The 20,149-nt window shown below is 73.3% G+C and carries 12 protein-coding genes, 1 tRNA gene and 1 pseudogene; 2 read left to right on the top strand and 12 right to left on the bottom strand.

The window, feature by feature from the left end:
- Positions 1 to 6: 6 nt before the first annotated feature.
- Positions 7 to 1,407 carry a Tat pathway signal sequence domain protein gene (locus DC008_RS19260; RefSeq protein ID WP_108708035.1) on the bottom strand — a complete coding sequence of 467 codons (1,401 nt, stop codon included), beginning with the start codon at positions 1,405 to 1,407 and terminating at the stop codon, positions 7 to 9.
- Positions 1,408 to 1,579: 172 nt separating this feature from the next.
- Positions 1,580 to 1,711: a hypothetical protein gene (locus tag DC008_RS36265; protein WP_279632342.1), complete on the bottom strand. Its 132-nt coding sequence runs from the start codon at positions 1,709 to 1,711 to the stop codon at positions 1,580 to 1,582.
- A 294-nt stretch (positions 1,712 to 2,005) separates the two neighbouring features.
- Between DC008_RS36265 and DC008_RS19250 the strand changes: the two genes are divergently transcribed.
- Entirely contained in the window at positions 2,006 to 2,377 is a 372-nt protein-coding gene (locus DC008_RS19250; RefSeq protein ID WP_108708033.1) for a CU044_2847 family protein, read from the top strand.
- On the top strand, positions 2,367 to 6,668 hold the full coding sequence (locus tag DC008_RS19245; protein ID WP_108708032.1) for a serine protease: 4,302 nt from the start codon (positions 2,367 to 2,369) through the stop codon (positions 6,666 to 6,668). Before DC008_RS19250 ends, DC008_RS19245 begins: the two co-directional genes overlap by 11 nt.
- A 252-nt stretch (positions 6,669 to 6,920) precedes the next feature.
- On the opposite strand, the gene DC008_RS35465 is transcribed toward DC008_RS19245, so the two are convergent.
- The 10 genes and pseudogenes from DC008_RS35465 to topA form a co-directional block, all read right to left on the bottom strand.
- On the bottom strand, positions 6,921 to 7,664 hold the full coding sequence (locus DC008_RS35465) for a hypothetical protein (RefSeq protein WP_164492333.1): 744 nt from the start codon (positions 7,662 to 7,664) through the stop codon (positions 6,921 to 6,923).
- Positions 7,661 to 8,619 (bottom strand): annotated as a pseudogene (locus DC008_RS19235) (ABC transporter ATP-binding protein). The gene DC008_RS35465 and the pseudogene DC008_RS19235 overlap by 4 nt, the downstream one beginning before the upstream one ends.
- Positions 8,620 to 8,635: 16 nt before the next feature.
- Entirely contained in the window at positions 8,636 to 8,935 is a 300-nt protein-coding gene (locus DC008_RS19230; protein ID WP_108708031.1) for a hypothetical protein, read from the bottom strand.
- 289 nt (positions 8,936 to 9,224) lie between these two features.
- Positions 9,225 to 9,464 carry a serine hydrolase domain-containing protein gene (locus DC008_RS36005; RefSeq protein WP_244221382.1) on the bottom strand — a complete coding sequence of 80 codons (240 nt, stop codon included), beginning with the start codon at positions 9,462 to 9,464 and terminating at the stop codon, positions 9,225 to 9,227.
- Positions 9,465 to 9,799: 335 nt separating this feature from the next.
- A complete protein-coding gene (locus DC008_RS19220) occupies positions 9,800 to 10,312 on the bottom strand; it encodes a hypothetical protein (protein ID WP_108708029.1) in 513 nt (170 codons plus the stop codon).
- 135 nt (positions 10,313 to 10,447) lie between these two features.
- Positions 10,448 to 10,524, bottom strand: a tRNA-Thr gene (locus DC008_RS19215).
- A 175-nt stretch (positions 10,525 to 10,699) separates the two neighbouring features.
- Positions 10,700 to 12,328: an alpha/beta hydrolase gene (locus DC008_RS19210; RefSeq protein ID WP_108708028.1), complete on the bottom strand. Its 1,629-nt coding sequence runs from the start codon at positions 12,326 to 12,328 to the stop codon at positions 10,700 to 10,702.
- Positions 12,329 to 12,464: 136 nt separating this feature from the next.
- Positions 12,465 to 13,670: a DNA polymerase III subunit delta' gene (locus tag DC008_RS19205; RefSeq protein ID WP_108708027.1), complete on the bottom strand. Its 1,206-nt coding sequence runs from the start codon at positions 13,668 to 13,670 to the stop codon at positions 12,465 to 12,467.
- A gap of 90 nt (positions 13,671 to 13,760) precedes the next feature.
- Positions 13,761 to 16,964, bottom strand: coding sequence for a dTMP kinase (gene tmk / locus DC008_RS19200; RefSeq protein WP_108708026.1), 3,204 nt, complete (start codon positions 16,962 to 16,964; stop codon positions 13,761 to 13,763).
- Between the two features lie 189 nt (positions 16,965 to 17,153).
- On the bottom strand, positions 17,154 to 19,991 hold the full coding sequence (gene topA / locus DC008_RS19195; RefSeq protein WP_108708025.1) for a type I DNA topoisomerase: 2,838 nt from the start codon (positions 19,989 to 19,991) through the stop codon (positions 17,154 to 17,156).
- Positions 19,992 to 20,149: the final 158 nt, after the last annotated feature.

Below are 20,149 nucleotides of genomic sequence, written 5' to 3'. Positions count from 1 at the left end.
CCCCGGTCAGGCGCTCAGCGGATTGAAGCGCTCGGCCGCCATCACGTACCAGGCCGTGGCCCCCAGATGCCGGTACGGGTAGTAGCCGAACCCGAAGCCGGTGTCGATCGGGCTGGTGGCCGACACCACCCCGGCCCGCGCGGGCAGGGCGCGTCCGCCGACGGTCTGGCCGTCGCCGAGCCGGTCCTGGGCCCGTTCGATCGAGTCGAGCAGCCGCCGCGCCCGGGCCGCGTCGCCCCGTCCGTGCCGGTCGCGCAGGCAGAGCGCGAGATGGGCGGTGCCCTCGAACCAGACGCCGTTGCGGTCCGGCTTGGGCTGCCCCTCGGCGATCGGGCGGTCCTCGTCGGCCAGCAGGCTGGCGGAGCTGAAGGTGACACCCTCGTACGACTGCCCTGCCGGGACCGTGCTGTTGGGCCGTCCGGCGTGGTCGGTGACGGCGAGGTGGCGCGCGGCCCAGTCGAGCGAGCGCGCCCGGGACCGCGCGTCGAGGGCGAGGTACGTCCAGGTCTGGGTGTCCTCGGGGATGGGTGAGCGGTTGACGGTCACCCCGTCGTTGGTGCCGGTGTAGAAGAAGCCGCCGTCCGCCTCCCACATCCGCTCCACGAACGCGCGGGCGTGGGCCCGCCGCTCGCGCCAGACGCGGTCCCCCGTGAGCCGGGCGAGCCGCCCGAACAGGCCGACGAGGTCGGTGTTGTGCTCGGTGGAGGTGAAGGGGAGTTTCGCGCCCGACCCGTCGACACCGAACTTGTAGCCGCCGAGGGGTTCGTCGTCCGTACGCCCGTTGCGCTCGATCCACTCCCCGATCCGCACGGCACCGTCGCAAAAGCGGCGCTTCCCGGTCCGCCCGGCCAGGGTGGCCAGCGCGATCCCGGCCCAGGCCATGTCGCCGACGGCCGTCCCCGTGAACCCGAACTGCGTCCCCACGTTGGCCGTGCCGTCCGCCCGCACGAACCCGTCTGGCTGCAGCGTGCCGTCGTAGAAGGTGTACGGCCCCACGTTGTACGCCTGCCGCAGCCGCCCGTCGTCATGGGCGGGGTCGTGCGCCTGCGCGTACAGCAGCGCGTCCCCGAGCGCGACCGCGCGGGCGTGCGCGTCCGGCGTACGGGCGGCGAGGAGCGCGAGGATCGCGAGCCCGTTGTCGTAGGTGAAGGCGGTGCTGAAGAGACCGGCCTGGTCGGTGTAGCTCTGGGCGAGCCGGACGGGCCCCTGCCCGGGGTAGGCGTCCATGGCGGCGGCGAGGAAGGCCACGGCCCGGCGTCCGGCGGGCCCCGCGCCGTTTCCTCCGGAGGGGACACGCGCCTGTGCGGTGCCCGCGCCGGTCGCGCCGAGCACGGCGGCACCGAGGCCGGCCCCGATGAGCCCGCGACGGCTGAGAGCCGGGCCCTGTCTGTCGCTGAAGTCGGTCATGGGTCTCCCTCGGCCGGTGCTGGACACGTTTGAGAGCGCTCTCAAGAGCGCGCGGCCATTCTGCTGGCGGCCGGGAGCCGGGTCAACGCTTGTGCACACGTCACTGGTTACTGTGGATGAATGCTGAGGACAGGCCGGGTCCGGCGACGGCGCGGATCGGCCGTCGCCGGTGCTAGCGCACGACCTTGGCGAGCAGCGAGGCCACGTCGGCGAGGAACTGGAGCCAGGGACGGGCGCGTTCCGCCCGCCGCCCCAGCCGTCTCCCCCAGCCCCCGGACCGGCGGCTCTCCCGCCGGCTGAGCACCTTGTCCCGCAGCCGCTGTAAGTCCCTGATACGCCGCGCTCCGACACGTGTCTGTCGCCTCATGCGGGGACGCTAGCGACGCCGGACAGTGCACCGCAGGGCAGAGGAGCGCCAAAGGGCGGGCAGGGTTATTGGCGGTAACCGTCAGAAGCGGGCGAGGTGACGAGCCGCCCCGAACTCCCTTTTGAGGACCACTAGTTGCCACGGGCCCCATTGCGTCGTTGCGCATACTGTCTGTTGTCACCGCTTCACCTAGGTCTCACGACTTCCGCAGGACAGGACGGGCAGCCCTCGATGACGGCCATCACCAGCATCCGACTCGACGACGGCTCGCTGCTCCGGGTGGAGACCACCGCACCGGCGTCCGCGATCCCGGCACCCGAGGACGTCTACGAACCCATCCGGCGGCCACGCCCCGCCGACGACGCGGCCGGCGCGGCCGACACCCTGCGCGCCGCCGTCGACCGGGTGCGCCCGGCGGTCCAGGACATCGTCGACTCCCTGCGCTCCATGCCCCGCCGCCCGGACCGGATCACCCTGGAGTTCGGGGTGAAGGTGACCGCCGAGGCGGGCGTGGTCGTCGCGAGGAGTACGGCCGAGGCCCACTTCACGGTCGGCGTCGAGTGGGACACGACGGGCGGCACCGGCGCCTCCGATGCCGGCTGACCCGCTGCCGCGCCGGGCCCGCTACGAACGCGGAGCGGCCCGCGTGTTCTCGCCGGACGGCGAACCGGTCGGCGCCGGCTTCCTCGTGGACGAGGGCCTGCTGTGCACCTGCGCCCACGTCGTGGCGGAGCCGGACGGCAGCCCGCCCCCCGGCCCGGTCGAGGTCGACTTCCCGCTGCTCGCGGGTGCCGTACCGGGTCCGCGCGTCACCGCCGACGTCGAGTCGTGGCGGCCGGAGGACGACGTCGCGCTGCTGCGACTCAAGGCGCCTGTGGACGGCGCCGAACCACTGCCGACGGCGGACGGCTCGGACGGCGAGTGGGACCGGGACATCCGGGCGTTCGGCTTCCCGCCGCAGGTTCCCCGGGGCGTCAACGCGACCGGCACCCTGCGCGGCCGGCAGCGCGCCGACCTCATCCAGGTCGACCTGACCGCGCCGGGCGTGCGGATCGGGCCCGGGTTCAGCGGGGCCGCCGTATGGGACCCGGCGAACGAGGTCGTCGTCGGCATGCTCACCCTGCGCGGGAAGGGCCCCCTCGACGGCACCGCCTATCTGCTGGCGGCGGACCGGCTGGTCGGTCCCGATGTGCTCGGGTGCCCGTTCCGGGGCCTGGACCGGTTCGAGACCGAGCACGCCCGGTACTTCCACGGCCGGGAGGACGAGACCGGCAAGCTCGTACGGGCCCTGGAGTCCCGGCCCGTGACCGTGCTCGTCGGCCCCTCGGGAAGCGGCAAGTCGTCGCTGCTGCGGGCCGGTCTGGTGACGGCTCTCACCGATCGGGGCACGCCGTGGACGCTCCGGGTGCCCGAACCGGTGGACGCGGCCGGCGAGGCGGAGAACACCCCTGACGCTGAGGACGCCTGGGTCGCCGACGCCGTCACCGCGGCCTGGCACCGCGCCGCCCCCGACGACGGCGCCCGGCGCGCGCGCTTCGACGCCGTGCGCGAGGCGTGCGCCGGCTCCGACACCGACCGGCGCGCGCTGCGGGGCCGTATCAACGACGAACTCGGCTCGTTCGGCGCCGTGTTGCTCCTCGACCAGTTCGAGGAGTACGCCACCGCCTCGCCGCAGTCAGCGCTGCGTGCCTTCCGGACCCTTTCGGCGCTCGCCCAGGCGCCCGACCCGGCCCAGGGCGGCGGGCTGCGCGTCGTGTTGACCGCCCGCTCCGCCACGCTGGAGGCGCTGACCGCCGCCGACACCTCGTCCCGCCTGGGTGACGCCGTGCTGTTCCTCGCCCCGATGACGGCGGAGTCGCTGACCCGGGCCGTCGAGGAGCCCGTACGGGCGGTCCCCGGCCTGCGGCTGGAGGAGGGGCTGGCCGGGCGGCTGGTGGCCGACGCGGTGGACGAGCCGGGCTGTCTGCCGCTGCTGCAGTTCGCCCTGACCCAGCTCTGGCAGCGGCGCGAGGCGCACACGATGACCCATGCCGCGTACGAGCGGTCGGGCGGTGTCGTCAAGGCGCTCGCCGAGTACGCGAACGACGAACTGCGGAAGTGCCTCGCCGCGACCGGGACGTCGGGGGACACCGCCCGGCGGCTGTTCCAGCAACTGGCCCGCCCGGACGGCCAGGGCGGCTTCAGCCGGCGTGCCGTGCCCGTCCAGCAGCTCGTGCCGGAACAGGCGGCGTTGGCGCACGCTCTTGCCAAGAGCCGTCTCCTGGTGCTGGACGTCGGGGAGCGCCCCGGCCCTCCCGGCACCGTGCAGGTGGTGCACGAGGCGCTGCTGTGGAAGTGGGAGCGACTGGCGCAATGGCTGGCCGAGGGCGCCGAGTTCCGCGAGTGGCAGGACCGTACGGCACGCGACGCGGCGGAGTGGGACGGCGGAGGCCGCCCCGATGGGCTGCTGCCGCACGGGGTACGCCTCAACCAGGGCCTGCGCTGGCTCGCGGAACGCCCCGACGACCTCACCGACCTGGAGCGCGCCTATCTGGAGGCGGGCCGACGGCGGCAGCGGCGCGGACTGCGCCGGCTGTGGGGCGTCACCGCCCTGGTCACCGTGCTGGCGGTGCTGGCGACCACCCTCGCGGTGATCACGTACCGCGCCCGCCAGGACGATCTGCTCCAGCTGCGCACGGCCGCCGCCACGGAACTCGGCACCCTTGCCACCGATGTCGCGGAGCGCTCCCCGGACAGCGCCTTCCGGTACGCGGCGGGCGCGTGGTCGGCGCGGGACACGCCCCAGGCGCGACAGGCGCTCTTCGGGCAGTACGTGCGCGGGCACGACGTCGTCTCCGCGCACAGCGGGCTCTGGCCCGGCACGGTCCAGTGGACGACGATGTCGCCCGACGCCCGCACCCTGGTGGTGCTGTCCCGCCCGGACGGCGCGGCCGACCTGACCGCGACGGCCGTCACCGGCGCCCTCGACGGACGGCCCCGGGCGACCCGGCTCACGGGCGTCCCCGCCGGGCTGCGGGTCCAGGGTTTCCGGGACGCCGTCAGCGCCGACGGCCGGCGCTACGCCCTGGTCACCGTGGACGGACGGACCCTGCTGTGGGATCTGACCCGCCCGGAGTCCCGCCCTCGTCAGCTGTCCGGCGCTCTACCTGACCGGGGCGACGTCTACACCCCCCACCTGGACTTCTCCGAAGACGGCACCCGGCTGCTGTACTTCTTCGCCTTCCAGCGGCCCCGCCCCGAGGACGACGGCCGCAAGGCGCTCGTCCGCCTCTGGGACACGACTACCGGCGCCACCCTGCCCGTCTCCCAACGGCCCATGGCCCGGCGGAGCCCGCGCATGGCGTGGCTGCCGGCCGACGGTGACCGGATCGCGGTCGCCGCCACCGCGAGGAAGGGCGCGGACTTCTACCTCGACCTCTACGCCACGGCCTCCGGCGCGCGGGAGCGCCGCGTGTACGGCCCGGAGCCCGCCCTCAACCAGACCCCGGTCGGCCAGGGCGTCTGGCTGGTCCAGCAGGACGGCGTCCGCTGGTACCCGTTGGTCCCCGGCACGAAGGGACCGGACGGCACCTACCGGGGGGCGGTCACGACGGCCGACCTCACGGGCACCCACCTCTACGGCGAGACCGGGACGGTGTCGGCAGAGACGGGCGACCACCGCCGTGTCACCCTGCGCGACCCCCGCGGCGGCGACCGCTACTGGTCGGTGACCCTGCCGGGTGGTTCCTCCGACAACACCCTCGGCGTCGCCGGAAGCGGCACCGGGACCCGCACGGTCCTGACCGCCGAGGGCGACACCCTGCTGCGCGCCCGCGCACGCCCCCTCCCGGCGGCACCGACCGACCGCTCCACGGCCACCGCCCTCGCCTTCGCGCCCAAGAGGGACGGCTCACGCCTGGCGCGACTGCGCCCGGACCGACTGGAGATCCTCGGCCCCGGCGCCCGCACGCACGACACCCCGCTCCCCCGGCCGATCCGCGAGCTGGGCGATCTCGAACCGCACCTGTCGTGGGTCGACCGCAAGGGCGGGGACGCGGTGCTGGTCTGGTCGCAGGAGACCACGGACGCCTGGCTGTACGACGTGGACAGCCTGACCGCCCCCACCCGGGTCGCCTGGGACTGCGGCCGGACCGGCGATCCGTCCTGGAACACCCCGCAGGACATCGCGCAGACCGGCGAGGGCGATCTGGTGGTGCTGTGCCTGGGTGACGCGCTGGCCCGGCTGGACCCGCGCTCCGGGGTCCAGAGCGGCGGTCCCGTCCACCTCGAACGCTCCCCTCCGGAGCGGGGATTCACCGGCGAGACCGGACAGCTGACCCCCAGGCCGGGCCGCCCCCACGAGGTGGCGGTCGTCACCGACACCTGGCGTGAGGGAGGCCGCGTCGAGGTCTGGGACGTCCGGCGCGGCACCCGGGTGGCCCGCCTGGAGAGCACGCCCCTGGACTACGCCGCCGACCGCTGGGTGACGTTCACGCCCGACGGTGACCGTCTCGCCGCCCTCGACGAGGAACGGCGCGTGGTGTGGTGGCGGGTGGACGACGAACGCCGGGACGGTCTGACCCGGTCCATCGCCGACGCGACGGGACTGCTGGGCGTGGCACCGGACGGCACACTCGTCGTCAACCTCGTCGGCGACGTCGGCCTGGTCGCCCCGGACGACGCCGAACCGCTGGGCCGGCTGCGCCAGACCTCGGGCGACAGCCTGCGTATCGCCCAGGTCCGGGGCGACCGCCTTCGCCTCCTCTCGGACAAGGACGACCGCACGATCCACCTCTCCCCCACGGCCTGGCACACCACCCTGTGCGCGGCCCTCCCCGGCCCCAACAGCCGCACCCAACGCGAACGTCTGGACCTGGACACGGCCCGGGACACGGCACCCTGCCCGTCGGACTGACCACGCCACCTGGCGAAACGTGAACGCCCCGCCCTGCCCGAGGGGGGCGGGGCGGGGCCCGGAGACGTACGGCTCCGCGTGCACGGGGGTGGTACGGCGGAGCCGCGCGGTGCCGACAACCAGTCGGCGCCTCATCTCCTCACCGGGAAGACGAGCCTCGTGCTGGGGGAGCGTCGGCTGCTTCCCGGAGTACGGAGGGTGCGGAGCGTGCGGCCGGTGCGGTGCGCGCGGACGGTACGGGGCATGCCGGCGTCACGGCTCCCGCCGCCCCTGCACCTTGATCGCGACGGCCAGCAGCGCCACCGTCACGGCCGCCACATAGACGCAGGCCAGGTAGGGCCCGCCGGGGAAGGAGACCCCGCCGGACTGCCCCTGGAAGTCGCTCAGGGCCAGGAACGGCATCCACGGGCCGATGTCGATCCCCGCCAGCCAGTCCCCCGTGGCGGACAGCGCCGGTTCGACGACCAGCGCCCACACCAGCAGGACGGTGATGGTCGCGCCACCGCTCTTCAGGAGGAGACCGACGGCCAGGCTCAGCACGGCCACGAGGGCGAGCGCGACGGGAACGGTGAGGAGCTGACGCCACTCGAGCCCGCCGGAGGGCACGACGTCGACGTCGGGTGCCGCGACGGACGCGACGGCGACGCCTCCCGCCGCCAGCACGACCCCCATCAGCGCCGCGAGGACCGCGATCACCCCGGCCTTGCCCAGCAGCAGCCGGGTCCAGGACGGTACGGCGAGCCGGGACTGCCAGATCGTGCCCGTGCGGAACTCCATCGTGGCGCTGCGGGACGCGAACACCATGATCAGGAACTGCGCGAAGGCGGGACCGACCAGGACCTCGGAGAGCCCTGCCTCCTCCCCCTCCATGGGCGAGCGCACGGCGACGCCGCTGAGGGTGAGCGACACCAGCGCGGTGATCCCCAGCAGCCACGCCGTGGAGTTGAGCGAACGCAGCTTGTACGCCTCGGCTTTCAGCACGGCGGTACTGGTCATACGGCCCTCTCTTCCGCCGGGCGCACCGAGCCCCGGTACTCCACCGAGCTGCCCGTGAGCTGGAGGTAGGCGTCCTCCACGGTCCCCCGGCGCGGGGTCAGTTCGAACAGCACGAGGCCCGCCCCGGCCACGGCCCGGCCGATGTCCTCGCAGCTCAGCCCGGTCACGAGCAGCGGCGGAGCGGACGGGTCCGGCCCCGGGACGCCGTCGGTCACGGTGGCGCCCGCGTGGGTGAGCAGTTCCCGCAGCCGACCGGGTTCGGGCCCGCGGACGAACACTTCGGCCGCGGCGGAGGCGTCGACCGTGGTGAGTTCCGCGATGGAGCACTGCTTGATGAGCCGCCCCGGCCGATGACCACCACCTCGTCGGCCAACTGCGCCATTTCGGCGAGTAGATGACTGGACACGAGAACGCTGCGCCCCTCGGCGGCGAGCTGCCGCAGGAGCCCACGCATCCACGCGATGCCCTCGGGGTCGAGGCCGTTGGCGGGCTCGTCCAGAATCAAGATCCCCGGGTCACCCAGCAACGCCCCGGCCAGGCCCAGCCGTTGGGACATGCCCAGCGAGAAGCCGCCGACCCGCTGCTCGGCCACTTCCGTGAGCCCGACCCTGGCCAGGACCTCGTCCACCCGGCCGGTGTCGATCCGGTTGCTGTGCGCGAGCCATGTCAGATGCGCCCGCGCGCTGCGCTTGGGGTGCGCCCAGCGCGCGTCCAGCAACGCGCCCACGACACGCAGCGGTTCGGCGTGCTCGTGGTAGCTGCGCCCCTGGATACGGGCCGTCCCCCGGTCGGGCCGGGTCAGGCCGAGCGCCATACGCAGGGTCGTGCTCTTGCCGGCACCGTTCGGTCCCAGAAATCCGGTGACGGATCCCGGGCGCACGGTGAACGACAGGCCGTCGACCACGCGCTTCTTGCCGTACGCCTTGGTCAGGTCGTCGATCTCGATGGTGGACATCCCTTGCCCCCGCCCGTCAGGCCGTGGCGAGTTGGTGGACCACGGCGAACCCGCCGGCCAGCAGCAGGAGGACCACCCAGACCGCCTTGCCGACGGACGCTCCGCGCCGCACCGCGCGCACGCACTCGGCCACCGCGATCACCGCCGCCAGCAGCCCTGTGCCACCGATCACCGCGCCCAGGACGTACGCCCAGGTGTGGTCGCCCAGAGTGCGCAGCAGCGCGGCGGCCAGCCCGAGCGGCAGCACCGGCCAGGCGTCACCGCTGACGGAGGACGGAGCCTCGTGCGGCGTCACGGAGGGGCTTTCGTTGCTCATGTCTTCCTTGAGTCGAAGGGAAATCCAGTGGAGCGCGGTGGGGTGGGGAGTGCGGCGTGCGGGCCCCGGAACGACGAGGTTCCGGGACCCGCGTCCGCCGCGCCCCTGTCCGGCCGGTCCCGAGGCGGCCCGTCCGGACAGCCCGGACATCAGAGACCGATGAAGTCCCGGACGGCCGAGTAGACCTCGTACACCGTGGCGCCGACCTCGATCGCCTTGCGGACGAGCCACGGCACATAGCGCTCGTACGCCTTCTTGAAGGCGTCGTAGCCCGCGCGGGCCGCGTCCTTCAGCTTGTTCCAGGCGCCGGAACCGAGGTCCTTGAGCTTGTTGATGATCCAGGACCACCGGCCGCGCTCCCCGGCCCGGTCGCCCTGCCCGACGTATGCCCCGCGAGATGCCTCAGGGTGATGCCGGTCCCCGCCGGCACCCCGAGCCACCGCTCGACGGGGTCATCGAACCCGACCACCCCCTGCTCGGCCAGCCGCTGCAGCACGGTCGCGGTGACGACCTTGGTGAACGACCCCATCCCGGCATGCCGATCCGGATCATGCCCCCCACTGACGACCGGCTCCTCCTGGGAGCTGCCGAGAGCACAGGTGGGAACGGGACTTCGACTGCTGAGCACGTGCGAAAGATCCTCACGGGGTGGGCGTACGAGATACACCAAACCTTTCGCGAACAGCGGCCGAGCGAATCCTCTGCAGCGGCAGAATCCCTCCGCCCATGGACGGAGCACGAGCAGCCCGGATGGTCCCCCGGTCGCACAACCGGATCGGCTCGCACACCGTCTGACTCCAGTGGGCATCTCCCGAACCGGCCGACACCCGGCGCAGCCCGCCGACCCTCAGGGGGCGCCTGAGCTCAGGGGAGGACGGGCCGCTCCGCAGGCCCGGAGACCGCGGGCCGCGACGGCATGGGCACCCCGCACGCCTTCCCCGACGCGTCGAACAGGATTCCCGCTCCCTCAGGGGCCTTCCCCGCACCCACGAACATCCTCCAGCCGCTCTTCTCCAGGAGCCAGACCTGGCCGTCCTCGGAAGGCACCTGCTGCATGTGTCCCCAACCCCGCGCTTTCAGCACGGCAGTCACCGAGTCCACCGCCCCACGCTTCGGCACGTCTTCAGTCCGCAGAACCCCCAACACCCGGCACGGAGTCTGAAACGCGTCTCTGTCGGCGAAGATCAACCGCCGCCCCATCTCCGCAGCCGCGGCCGCCGCCCGGACATCACTCCGCACGGCGGTGACGGTCACCTCGTCACTGGTCGGCTTGTCGGCCGCACGAGCGGTCGCCGTCGCCCGCTCGTCTGCTGCGCCGACGCCGTCACCGCCGCCACCACAGCCAGTCAGCGCCGTCATCACCGCTATCGCGGTCACGGCCACTCCCACCCCACGCATGCGACCCGCCTTCGAACTGAGACCACCGACACCCGTGCGGCCCGCTCCCTACGCCGTCGCCGCATCCGCTGATGCAAAAAGCCCAGCTCAGAGCAATCTGAGCTGGGCTTCGGATGGAGCCGCCTTCGGGATTCGAACCCGAGACCTACGCATTACGAGTGCGTTGCTCTGGCCATCTGAGCTAAGGCGGCGCGCTGCCCGCACTATGGTGCGATCGGCAACGACGGTAAGTCTACACAGTTTCTGTGGTGCTCCGAACCAGCCCCCGGGCCACCCCGCAGGCCACCCCCGCGCCGCCCCGGACCCCTGCTGCCAGGGCGGACAGGGCGGCACGGGGGTGGAGAGCGGCGCGGTCGGCCGCCGGCCTCAGCAGCGCTTGTCCGCGGCCGGCGCCTTCCCCCGGACGAGGTACGCGTTGATCGTGCGGTCGACGCACACGCTGCCCCGCCCGTACGCCGTGTGCCCGTCGCCGTCGTAGGTGAGGAGGCGGGCCGAGGAGAGCTGGCGGGACAGGGCCTGGGACCAGCGGTACGGGGTCGCCGGGTCGCGGGTCGTGCCGACCACCAGGATCGGGGCCGCTCCGCGCGCCTCGATGCGCTGCGGCTGCCCGGTCGGCGCCACCGGCCAGTACGCGCAGTTCAGGGTGGCCCAGGCCAGGCCCTCGCCGAAGACCGGGGACGCCTTCTCGAAGGCCGGCAGGGCCTTGCGGACCTCCTCCGGCGTGGAGAAGGCCGAGGGCAGGTCCAGGCAGTTCACGGCGGCGTTGGCGAACATCAGGTTCGTGTAGCGGCCGTCGGCGTCACGCTCGTAGTAGCTGTCGGACAGGGCGAGCAGCCCGGAGCCGTCGTTCTCCCGCATGGCCGAGTTCAGCGCGTCGCGCAGGGTCGGCCAGGCGCCCTCGTCGTACATCGCCGCGATCACACCCGTGGTGGCCAGGGACTCGCCGAGCTCGCGGCCGTCCGCGTCCCCGGTGGGGACCGGCCGCGCGTCGAGCTTCCTGAAGAACGCCTTGAGGTTGGTCCCCACCTTCTTCGCCTCGTCGCCGAGCGGGCAGTCCTCGCGCCGGACGCAGTCCCGGGCGAACGCCCGGAACGCCGTCTCGAAGCCGGCCGTCTGGTCGAGGTTCATCCGCCGGGCGGGCAGCGACGGGTCCATCGCGCCGTCCAGGACCATCCGCCCCACCCGGTCCGGGAACAGCCCGGCGTACGTCGCCCCGAGGAAGGTGCCGTACGACGCCCCGACGTACGCCAGTTTGTCGTCGCCGAGCACCGCGCGCAGGAGGTCCATGTCGCGCGCCGCCTCGGTGGTCGAGACATGGCGCAGCAGACCGGGGGCGTCGGCCCCGCAGCCCTCCGCGAACCGCTTGTACGCGTCGACGAGCTCACCGACCTCCTTCTCGTCGTCCGGCGTGAAGTCGGTCCGGGTGTACCGGTCCATCTGCCGTCCGTCGAGGCATTCGACGGGCTCGCTGCGAGCGACCCCGCGCGGGTCGACGGCCACCATGTCGTAGCGGGCCCGGACGTCGACGGGGTAGCCGATCCCGGCGTACTGCTGGAGGTAGGCGATGGCCGAGCCGCCCGGTCCGCCCGGGTTCACCAGCAGCGAGCCGAGGCGTTCGCCGGGGCCGGTGGCCTTCTTGCGGGCCACCGCGAGCCGGGTCTCACCGGCGTCCGGTTTGGCGTAGTCGAGCGGAGCCTTCAGCGTGGCGCACTGGAACCCGGGCACCCCGCACGCCCGCCAGCTCAGCTTCTGGTCGTAGTACGGCGCGAGGGCCGCCGGCGTCGAGCGCGGGAGCGCGGCCAGGGCCGCCCCGGCCGCCGGGTTCCCCGCCGGCTTCGCCGCCCCGCCGGAGGAACAGGCCGAGACGAGGAGCGCGGCGGCGCCGAGCAGGGCTCCGAGGGTGCCCGCCCGCCGGGAACGGCGATGGCGGTCGCGTGCGCCCGGCGTGCTCGCGGCCGGGGCGGGGAGAGCTGAGGTGCTGCGCCAGGTGTGCATCTGGCGAGCGTAACTCTATGGAGTCGCATGGACGCCCTCCGTGCATATCTGCGCTCGTACGTGTTACACCGTGCGTCACTCGGTCGCTTCCCCGCCTCGGCAGCGGGGGGCGGTGAGGCCCTCCGCCCGGCCGCCGTCAGCCCGCTCTGAGGGCCATCGTCATCGCCTCCACCGCCAGCAGCGGCGCGACATTGCCGTCCAGGGCGTCCCGGCAGGCGGCGATCGCCTCGATCCGGCGGAGCGTGGCCTCCGGCGAGCTCGCCTGGGCCAGGCGCTGCAGGGCGTCCTCGACGTCGGTGTTGGCGAGGGCCACCCGGGAGCCGAGCTGGAGGGCGAGGACGTCCCGGTAGAACGCCGTGAGGTCGGTCAGCGCCAGGTCGAGGCTGTCGCGCTGCGTCCTGGTGCGGCGGCGCTTCTGCTTGTCCTCCAGGTCCTTCATCACACCGGCGGTGCCGCGCGGCATCCGGCCGCCCTGGGAGGCGCCCAGCGCCGCCTTCAGCTCGTCGGTCTCCTTGGTGTCCGTCTCCTCGGCGAGCTGCTTGGCGTCCTCGGCGGCGGCGTCCACCAGCTCCTGGGCGGCCTTGAGACAGGCGCCGATCTCGCCGAGCCGCAGGGGCAGCTTGAGGACAGCCGCCCGGCGCTGCCGCGCGGCCGGGTCCGTGGCCAGCCGGCGGGCCCGGTCGACATGCCCCTGCGTGGCGCGGGCCGCTGCGGCGGCCACCTCGGGCTCGACACCCTCGCGCCGGACGAGCATGTCGGCGATGGCGTCGACCGACGGTGTGCTCAGGTTCAGATGACGGCAGCGGGAGCGGATCGTGGGCAGGACGTCCTCGATGGAGGGCGCGCACAGCAGCCACACCGTCCGGGGGGCGGGCTCCTCGACGGCCTTGAGGACGGCGTTGGCGGACTTCTCGTTCAGCCGCTCGGCGTCCTCGACGAGAATGACCTGCCAGCGGCCGTTCGCCGGTGACGTGAAGGACTTGCGGACGGTGTCCCTCATGTCGTCGGCGAGGATCTGCGAGCCCACGGCGGCGACAGTGGTGACGTCGGCGTGCGTGCCCAGCAGGGCCGTGTGGCAGCCGTCGCAGAAGCCGCAGCCGGGCGAGCCGCCCAGGGCGCGGTCGGGGCTGACGCACTGCAGGGCGGCGGCGAAAGCCCGCGCCGCCTGGTTGCGCCCCGCTCCGGGCGGGCCCGTGAACAGCCAGGCGTGCGTCATCTTGGACGCCTCGGGCGGCGGGGCGTCCGTGGCCACGGCGGTGACCAGGGCGTCGGCGTCCCTGGCGGCGGCGTCCAGCTGCTCGCTGATCCGCTCCTGCCCCACCAGGTCGTCCCATACGGTCATGGGCGCCGCCCGCCTTTCGTCACACTTCGGGTCACCGCGTCCATTGTGCGGGCCGGCACTGACAACCCGGTCCGGCCGGACCGGCGGGGCTCAGCGCCGCCGGCCCCTGCCCCGGCCGCCGCCCTCGTCGGGGCGCTCGTCGTGCCCGTCGTGCGCGTCCTCGAGCGGGCCGAGCAGCTCGTCGGCCAGCGTCGGCAGGTCGTCCAGCGGGGTCTCCTCGGCCCAGTCGGAGCGGGCGCGGCGGCGCGGGGTGCCCGACTCGTCGACCTGGGGCATCTCGCGCGTGCGCTCCTCCTCGCGGAAGTACCCCGGCGGAACGCGATCCGCGGACCCCTCCGCGGGCACCGGCGGCAGGACCGCCGTTTCGTCGGCGGCCCCCGGCGGCACGGGCGGCAGTACGGCCGTCTCGTCCGCGGCACCCGGCGGAGCCGGCGGGACCGGAGGCAGTACGGCCGTCTCGTCGGCCGCGCCGGACGGCTCCGACACGCGCGGCAGCTTCGAGGTGGACTCCGCGGCGGACTCCTCGGCCAACGGGCGCTCGTCGCGCACCGGGCGCAGGACCGTCGTCTCGTCGGCCGCCCTGCCCGCCGCCGCCTGCTCCGGGGTGACCACCGGCGTCGGCACGGTCATCGCGTCGTCCGGCGCGGCCGGCGCCGCGGGTGCGGTCGGCCGGGGGCCCGCCTGCGCGGCGGCCGCGGCCTGCTCGGCGAGCCGCCGGGCCTCCTCGGCCCGCAGCAGGGCCTCCTCCGCCTTGCGCTGCTTCTCCAGACGCCGCTCCTCGGCCTCGGCACGGATGCGTGCCTCGTCCTCGGCCTGCTTGCGGCGCCGCTCCTCCTCGGCCTTGCGGCGCGCCTCCTCCTCGGCCCGCGCCTTCTCCTCGGCGAGGAGCCGCTTGCGCTCCTCCTCCGCGCGGCGCTGCGCCTCCTCGGCACGCAGGCGGGCCTCCTCGGCCTGCCGTTCGGCCTCGCGGCGCTGCGCCTCCTCCAGCTCGCGCCGCTTGCGCTCCTCCTCCTCGGCGCGCAGCCGGGCGAGCTGCTCCTGACGCTCACGCTCCAGGCGCTCCTCCTCGGCCTTGCGGGCGGCCTCTTCTTCGGCCTTGCGCCGGGCCTCCTCCTCGGCCTTGCGGCGCGCTTCCTCGCGCGCCTGGATCTCGGCCTCGGACAGGGGGAGCATCTGGTCGAGCCGGTGCCGGACCACCGTGGTGACGGCCTCGGGCTCCTGGGCGCCGTCCACCACCAGGTAGCGGCCGGGGTCGGCGGCGGCCAGCGTCAGGAAGCCGGAGCGCACGCGCGCGTGGAACTCCGCCGGCTCCGACTCCAGCCGGTCCGGCGCCTCGGTGAACCGCTCGCGCGCGGTCTCCGGCGCCACGTCCAGCAGCACGGTCAGATGGGGGGCCAGGCCGTTCGTGGCCCAACGGTTGATCCGGGCGATCTCCGTCGGCGACAGATCACGGCCCGCGCCCTGGTAGGCGACCGAGGAGTCGACGTACCGGTCGGAGATCACGACGGCGCCGCGCTCCAGCGCGGGCCGGACGACGGTGTCCACGTGCTCGGCGCGGTCCGCCGCGTACAGCAGGGCCTCCGCGCGGTGCGACAGGCCGGCGCTCGACACGTCCAGCAGGATCGAGCGCAGCCGCTTGCCGACGGGCGTGGCCCCCGGCTCACGGGTGACGACCACCTCGTGGCCCTTGCCCCGGATCCACTCGGCCAGCGCCTCGGCCTGCGTGGACTTCCCGGCGCCGTCGCCGCCCTCCAGGGCGATGAAGAAACCGGCGGTGGCGGGCACCTGCTCCGGGTCGTCGCCGCCGAGCACGGCATCCCGCAGATCCTTGCGCAGCGGAACCCCGGACCGGTCGTCGACCTTGGCCAGGACCAGCACGGCGACGGGCAGCAGCAGCGCGCCGACCAGCATCAGCGTGAAGGCTGCCCCGCCGTGGGCGAAGACGAACTTGCCGCTCTCCAGCCGGTGCGGCCCGATCAGCGCGGCCACCAGCGGCGCGAGCACGGCGCCGAGCGCGACACACAGCCGTACGACGGCGTGCAGGTGCTCCGTGGTGCGGGGCCGGCGGATTTCCTCGGCCTCCTGATCGAGCAGGGAGTGTCCGGTGTTGGCGGAGACGCCCGCGCCGATCCCGGCAAGGGCGAGGATCAGCAGCACGGTGGTGACGTCCGGGACCAGGCCCGCGGCGAGCAGGGCGACGCCGGTCAGAGCGACCGCGAGCGCGAGCAGGCGCCGCCGGGACAGGGCCGGCAGCACCGAGGGGGCCGTACGGATGCCGACGACGACACCACCCGTCAGGGCGAGCACCATCAGGCCGTACAGGACGGGGCCGCCGCCCAGGTCCTTGGCGTGCAGGACGGCCACGGCGACGGCGGCGGACACCGCGGCGGCGACGGCGGCGCACGCCGTCACGAGGAGGGTGATCGCGCCGGTGCGGCCCTTGTCGACACCGGTGCCGGTCTTGGGACGGCGCAGCCCCTCCAGCGGGGACCGCGCGCGCGGGGTGCGCGTGTCGGGCAGTTCGAGGAAGGTGACGACGGACAGGGACGCGGCGAACAGACCGGCGGCGACGTACGAGCCGAGAGCCGCCTGGTGCTGGGCGAACCAGTCGAGCCCGGCACCGAGCAGATTGTTCAGCAGGGACGCGGCGACCAGGGCGACGGCGGCCAGCGGAACCGCCACGAAGCCGGTGCGCAGCGACAGCCGGCGCAGCGCGTCCAGGTGGTCCGGCAGCGGCCGTACGGTCGCGCCCTCCGGCGGCGGGGGCGGCAGCAGGGCCGGGGCCGCGCTCTCACGGGCGACTGTCCAGAAACGCTCGGCGACGCCGGTGACGAAGACCGTCACGAGCAGCAGCGCGAGCGCGTTGTCCGGGGTCCAGTCGATCCAGAGGGGGGCGACGATGAGCAGGGCGGCCCGCAGTCCGTCGGCGCCGACCATGGTCCAGCGCCGGTCGAGCGGACCGTCCTGGGACGTCAGCGAGGTCAGCGGGCCGAGGAGCACGGCACCGAAGAGGAGCGTGGCCAGGATGCGCACGGCGAAGACGGTCGCCACTGCGAACGCCACACCGCGGTAGCCGCCGCCGAACGATTCCTCGGCGATCGCCGTCTGAAGGGCCAACAGGACCAGCACCAGCAGCGCGAGGAAATCGCCGACACCACCGACCAGCTGCGCGCTCCACAACCGCCTCAGCTGCGGCCGGCGCAGCAGGGCGCGGAGGGCACGCTCTCGGGAGTCGGCGACCAGCGCGTCGTCGGGGGCTTCGGGGTGGGCCGTTGGCTGCTCGGCTCGCGTCATGCGTTCAGCCTATCGGGACCCACCGACAGCCCGGCGCGCCCGCCCGAACGTACGCCCGGCCCGACACCAAACTGATGCCGAGGCGTTCGTTTTGCGAACCCGGAAGGGGGAACCGCCACTCAACCGACCGCCGGGACAACCCGGTTGGAGAGCCGCGATCCGGCCGGAAGAGCCGGACCGGCCCCCGTCTCAGTCGTCGCTCGACGAGGCCGGCGCGGCGGTCTTCTTCGCCGCCGTCTTCTTGGCCGTCGCCGTCTTCGCCGTCGTCTTCTTCGCCGCGGTCTTCTTGGCGGCCGTCTTCTTGGCCGGGGCGGCCTTCTTGGCGGTCGTCTTCTTCGCGGCCGTCTTCTTCGCCGTCTTCTTCGCGGGGGCCTTCGCCCGCTTCTCGGCGAGCAGCTCGAAGCCGCGCTCAGGGGTGATCGTCTCGACGCTGTCGCCGGAGCGCAGGGTCGCGTTCGTCTCGCCGTCCGTCACATACGGGCCGAAACGGCCGTCCTTGACGACGACAGGCTTCTCGCTGACCGGGTCGGTGCCGAGCTCCTTCAGCGGCGGCTTGGCGGCCGCGCGACCGCGCTGCTTGGGCTGGGCGTAGATCGCCAGCGCCTCGTCCAGCGTGATCGTGAAGAGCTGCTCCTCGGACTGCAGCGACCGCGAATCCGTGCCCTTCTTCAGATACGGGCCGTAGCGGCCGTTCTGCGCGGTGATCTCCTGGCCGTCCGCGTCCTCGCCGACGACGCGCGGCAGCGACATCAGCTTCAGGGCGTCGTCCAGCGTCACCGTGTCGAGCGACATCGACTTGAAGAGGGAGGCGGTCCGCGGCTTCACCGCGTTCTTGCCGGTCTTCGGGGTGCCCTCGGGGAGCACCTCGGTGACGTACGGGCCGTAGCGGCCGTCCTTGGCGACGATGGTGTGGCCGGTGGCCGGGTCGGTGCCCAGCTCGAAGTCGCCGCTGGGCCTGGCCAGCAGTTCCTCGGCCAGCTCGACGGTCAGCTCGTCGGGCGCCAGGTCCTCCGGGATGTCGGCGCGCTGGTGCTCCTCGGTGTCCTTCTCGCCGCGCTCGATGTAAGGGCCGTAGCGGCCGACGCGCAGCACGATGCCGTTGCCCACCGGGAACGAGGAGACCTCGCGGGCGTCGATCGCGCCCAGGTCGGTCACCAGCTCCTTGAGGCCACCGAGGTGGTCGCCGTCGCCGTTGCCGGCCTCGGCCGCGCCGCCGATGCCCGGGCCGTCGCCCTCACCGAAGTAGAAGCGCTTGAGCCACGGCACGGACTGGGCCTCGCCGCGGGCGATGCGGTCGAGGTCGTCCTCCATCTTGGCGGTGAAGTCGTAGTCGACGAGCCGCCCGAAGTGCTTCTCCAGGAGGTTGACCACGGCGAAGGACAGGAAGGACGGCGCGAGCGCCGTGCCCTTCTTGAACACGTAGCCGCGGTCGAGGATCGTGCCGATGATCGACGCGTACGTCGACGGGCGGCCGATCTCGCGCTCCTCGAGCTCCTTGACCAGGGACGCCTCGGTGTAGCGGGCCGGGGGCTTGGTGGCGTGCCCGTCGACCGTGATCTCCTCGGCGCCGAGCCGGTCGCCCTCGCCGACCTGCGGCAGCCGGCGCTCGCGGTCGTCGAGCTCGGCGTTCGGGTCGTCGGCGCCCTCGACGTACGCCTTGAGGAAGCCGTGGAAGGTGATCGTCTTGCCGGAGGCGCTGAACTCGACGTCCCGGCCGTCGGCCGCGGTGCCGCCGATCTTGACGGTCACGCTGTTGCCGGTCGCGTCCTTCATCTGGGAGGCGACGGTCCGCTTCCAGATCAGCTCGTAGAGCTTGAACTGGTCGCCGGTCAGGCCGGTCTCGGCGGGCGTGCGGAAGCGGTCGCCGGAGGGGCGGATCGCCTCGTGCGCCTCCTGCGCGTTCTTCACCTTGCCCGCGTAGGTGCGGGGCTGCGGGGGCAGGTAGTCGGCGCCGTACAGCTGCGTGACCTGGGCGCGGGCGGCCGCGATCGCGGTGTCGCTCAGCGTCGTCGAGTCGGTACGCATGTAGGTGATGTAGCCGTTCTCGTACAGCTTCTGCGCGACCTGCATGGTGGCCTTCGCGCCGAAGCCGAGCTTGCGGCTCGCCTCCTGCTGCAGCGTCGTCGTACGGAACGGGGCGTACGGCGAGCGGCGGTACGGCTTGGACTCGACCGAGCGGACGGCGAACTGCGTCTGCTCCAGGGCGGCGGCCAGCGCGCGGGCGTTGGCCTCGTCGAGGTGCAGGGTGTTCGCGCTCTTGAGCTGCCCCAGGGAGTCGAAGTCGCGGCCCTGCGCGACCCGCCTGCCGTCGACGGTCTGGAGGCGGGCGACCAGCGTCGACGGGTCCGAGGAGTCTCCGGCCCGGCCGGTCGAGAAGGTGCCCGTCAGGTCCCAGTACTCGGCGGAGCGGAACGCGATGCGCTCGCGTTCCCGCTCGACGACGAGACGGGTCGCGACGGACTGGACACGGCCGGCCGACAGGCGCGGCATGACCTTCTTCCACAGGACCGGCGAGACCTCGTAGCCGTAGAGACGGTCGAGGATGCGGCGGGTCTCCTGGGCGTCGACCAGCTTCTGGTTCAGTTCCCGCGGATTGGCGACGGCGGCCTGGATCGCGGCCTTGGTGATCTCGTGGAAGACCATCCGCTTGACCGGGACCTTCGGCTTCAGCACCTCCTGGAGATGCCAGGCGATGGCCTCGCCCTCGCGGTCCTCATCGGTGGCGAGGAAGAGCTCGTCGGATTCCTTCAGCAGGTCCTTGAGCTTCTTGACCTGAGCCTTCTTATCGGCGTTGACCACATAGATCGGCGCAAAGTCGTGTTCGACGTCGACGCCGAGACGACGGACCTCACCCGTGTACTTCTCCGGCACCTCGGCGGCGCCGTTGGGAAGGTCGCGGATGTGCCCGACGCTCGCCTCGACTACGTAGCCGGGGCCGAGGTAGCCCTTGATCGTCTTCGCCTTGGCAGGCGACTCGACGATGACGAGTCGGCGGCCGCCCTGTGCGGTCTCGCTGGTCGGGGACAACTTCGCTCTTCTCTCCGGTCGACGCTGGGCCTCCCCAGGATCGGTTGCGCCCGGGGTCGGGTGGTGGTGACGCTGCGGAGTGTGACGGTACATCCCGCCCCGTTGTCAAACGGGAAAAGCCCGCAACGGCCACTCGAACGGTAACCCGACTTCCGCCA

Source organism: Streptomyces nigra, from assembly GCF_003074055.1.
Lineage (GTDB): Bacteria > Actinomycetota > Actinomycetes > Streptomycetales > Streptomycetaceae > Streptomyces > Streptomyces nigra.
The sequence above is the reverse complement of the archived record's forward strand: the minus strand, read 5'-3'. Positions and strand labels throughout refer to the sequence as shown.

Coding starts and splice junctions, on each gene's coding strand:
- DC008_RS19260 (WP_108708035.1), bottom strand. CDS start 1,407: ATGACCGACTTCAGCGACAGACAGGGCCCGGCTCTCAGCCGTCGCGGG.
- DC008_RS19250 (WP_108708033.1), top strand. CDS start 2,006: ATGACGGCCATCACCAGCATCCGACTCGACGACGGCTCGCTGCTCCGG.
- DC008_RS19245 (WP_108708032.1), top strand. CDS start 2,367: ATGCCGGCTGACCCGCTGCCGCGCCGGGCCCGCTACGAACGCGGAGCG.
- DC008_RS35465 (WP_164492333.1), bottom strand. CDS start 7,664: ATGACCAGTACCGCCGTGCTGAAAGCCGAGGCGTACAAGCTGCGTTCG.
- DC008_RS19230 (WP_108708031.1), bottom strand. CDS start 8,935: ATGAGCAACGAAAGCCCCTCCGTGACGCCGCACGAGGCTCCGTCCTCC.
- DC008_RS36005 (WP_244221382.1), bottom strand. CDS start 9,464: ATGGGGTCGTTCACCAAGGTCGTCACCGCGACCGTGCTGCAGCGGCTG.
- DC008_RS19210 (WP_108708028.1), bottom strand. CDS start 12,328: ATGCACACCTGGCGCAGCACCTCAGCTCTCCCCGCCCCGGCCGCGAGC.
- DC008_RS19205 (WP_108708027.1), bottom strand. CDS start 13,670: ATGACCGTATGGGACGACCTGGTGGGGCAGGAGCGGATCAGCGAGCAG.
- tmk (WP_108708026.1), bottom strand. CDS start 16,964: ATGACGCGAGCCGAGCAGCCAACGGCCCACCCCGAAGCCCCCGACGAC.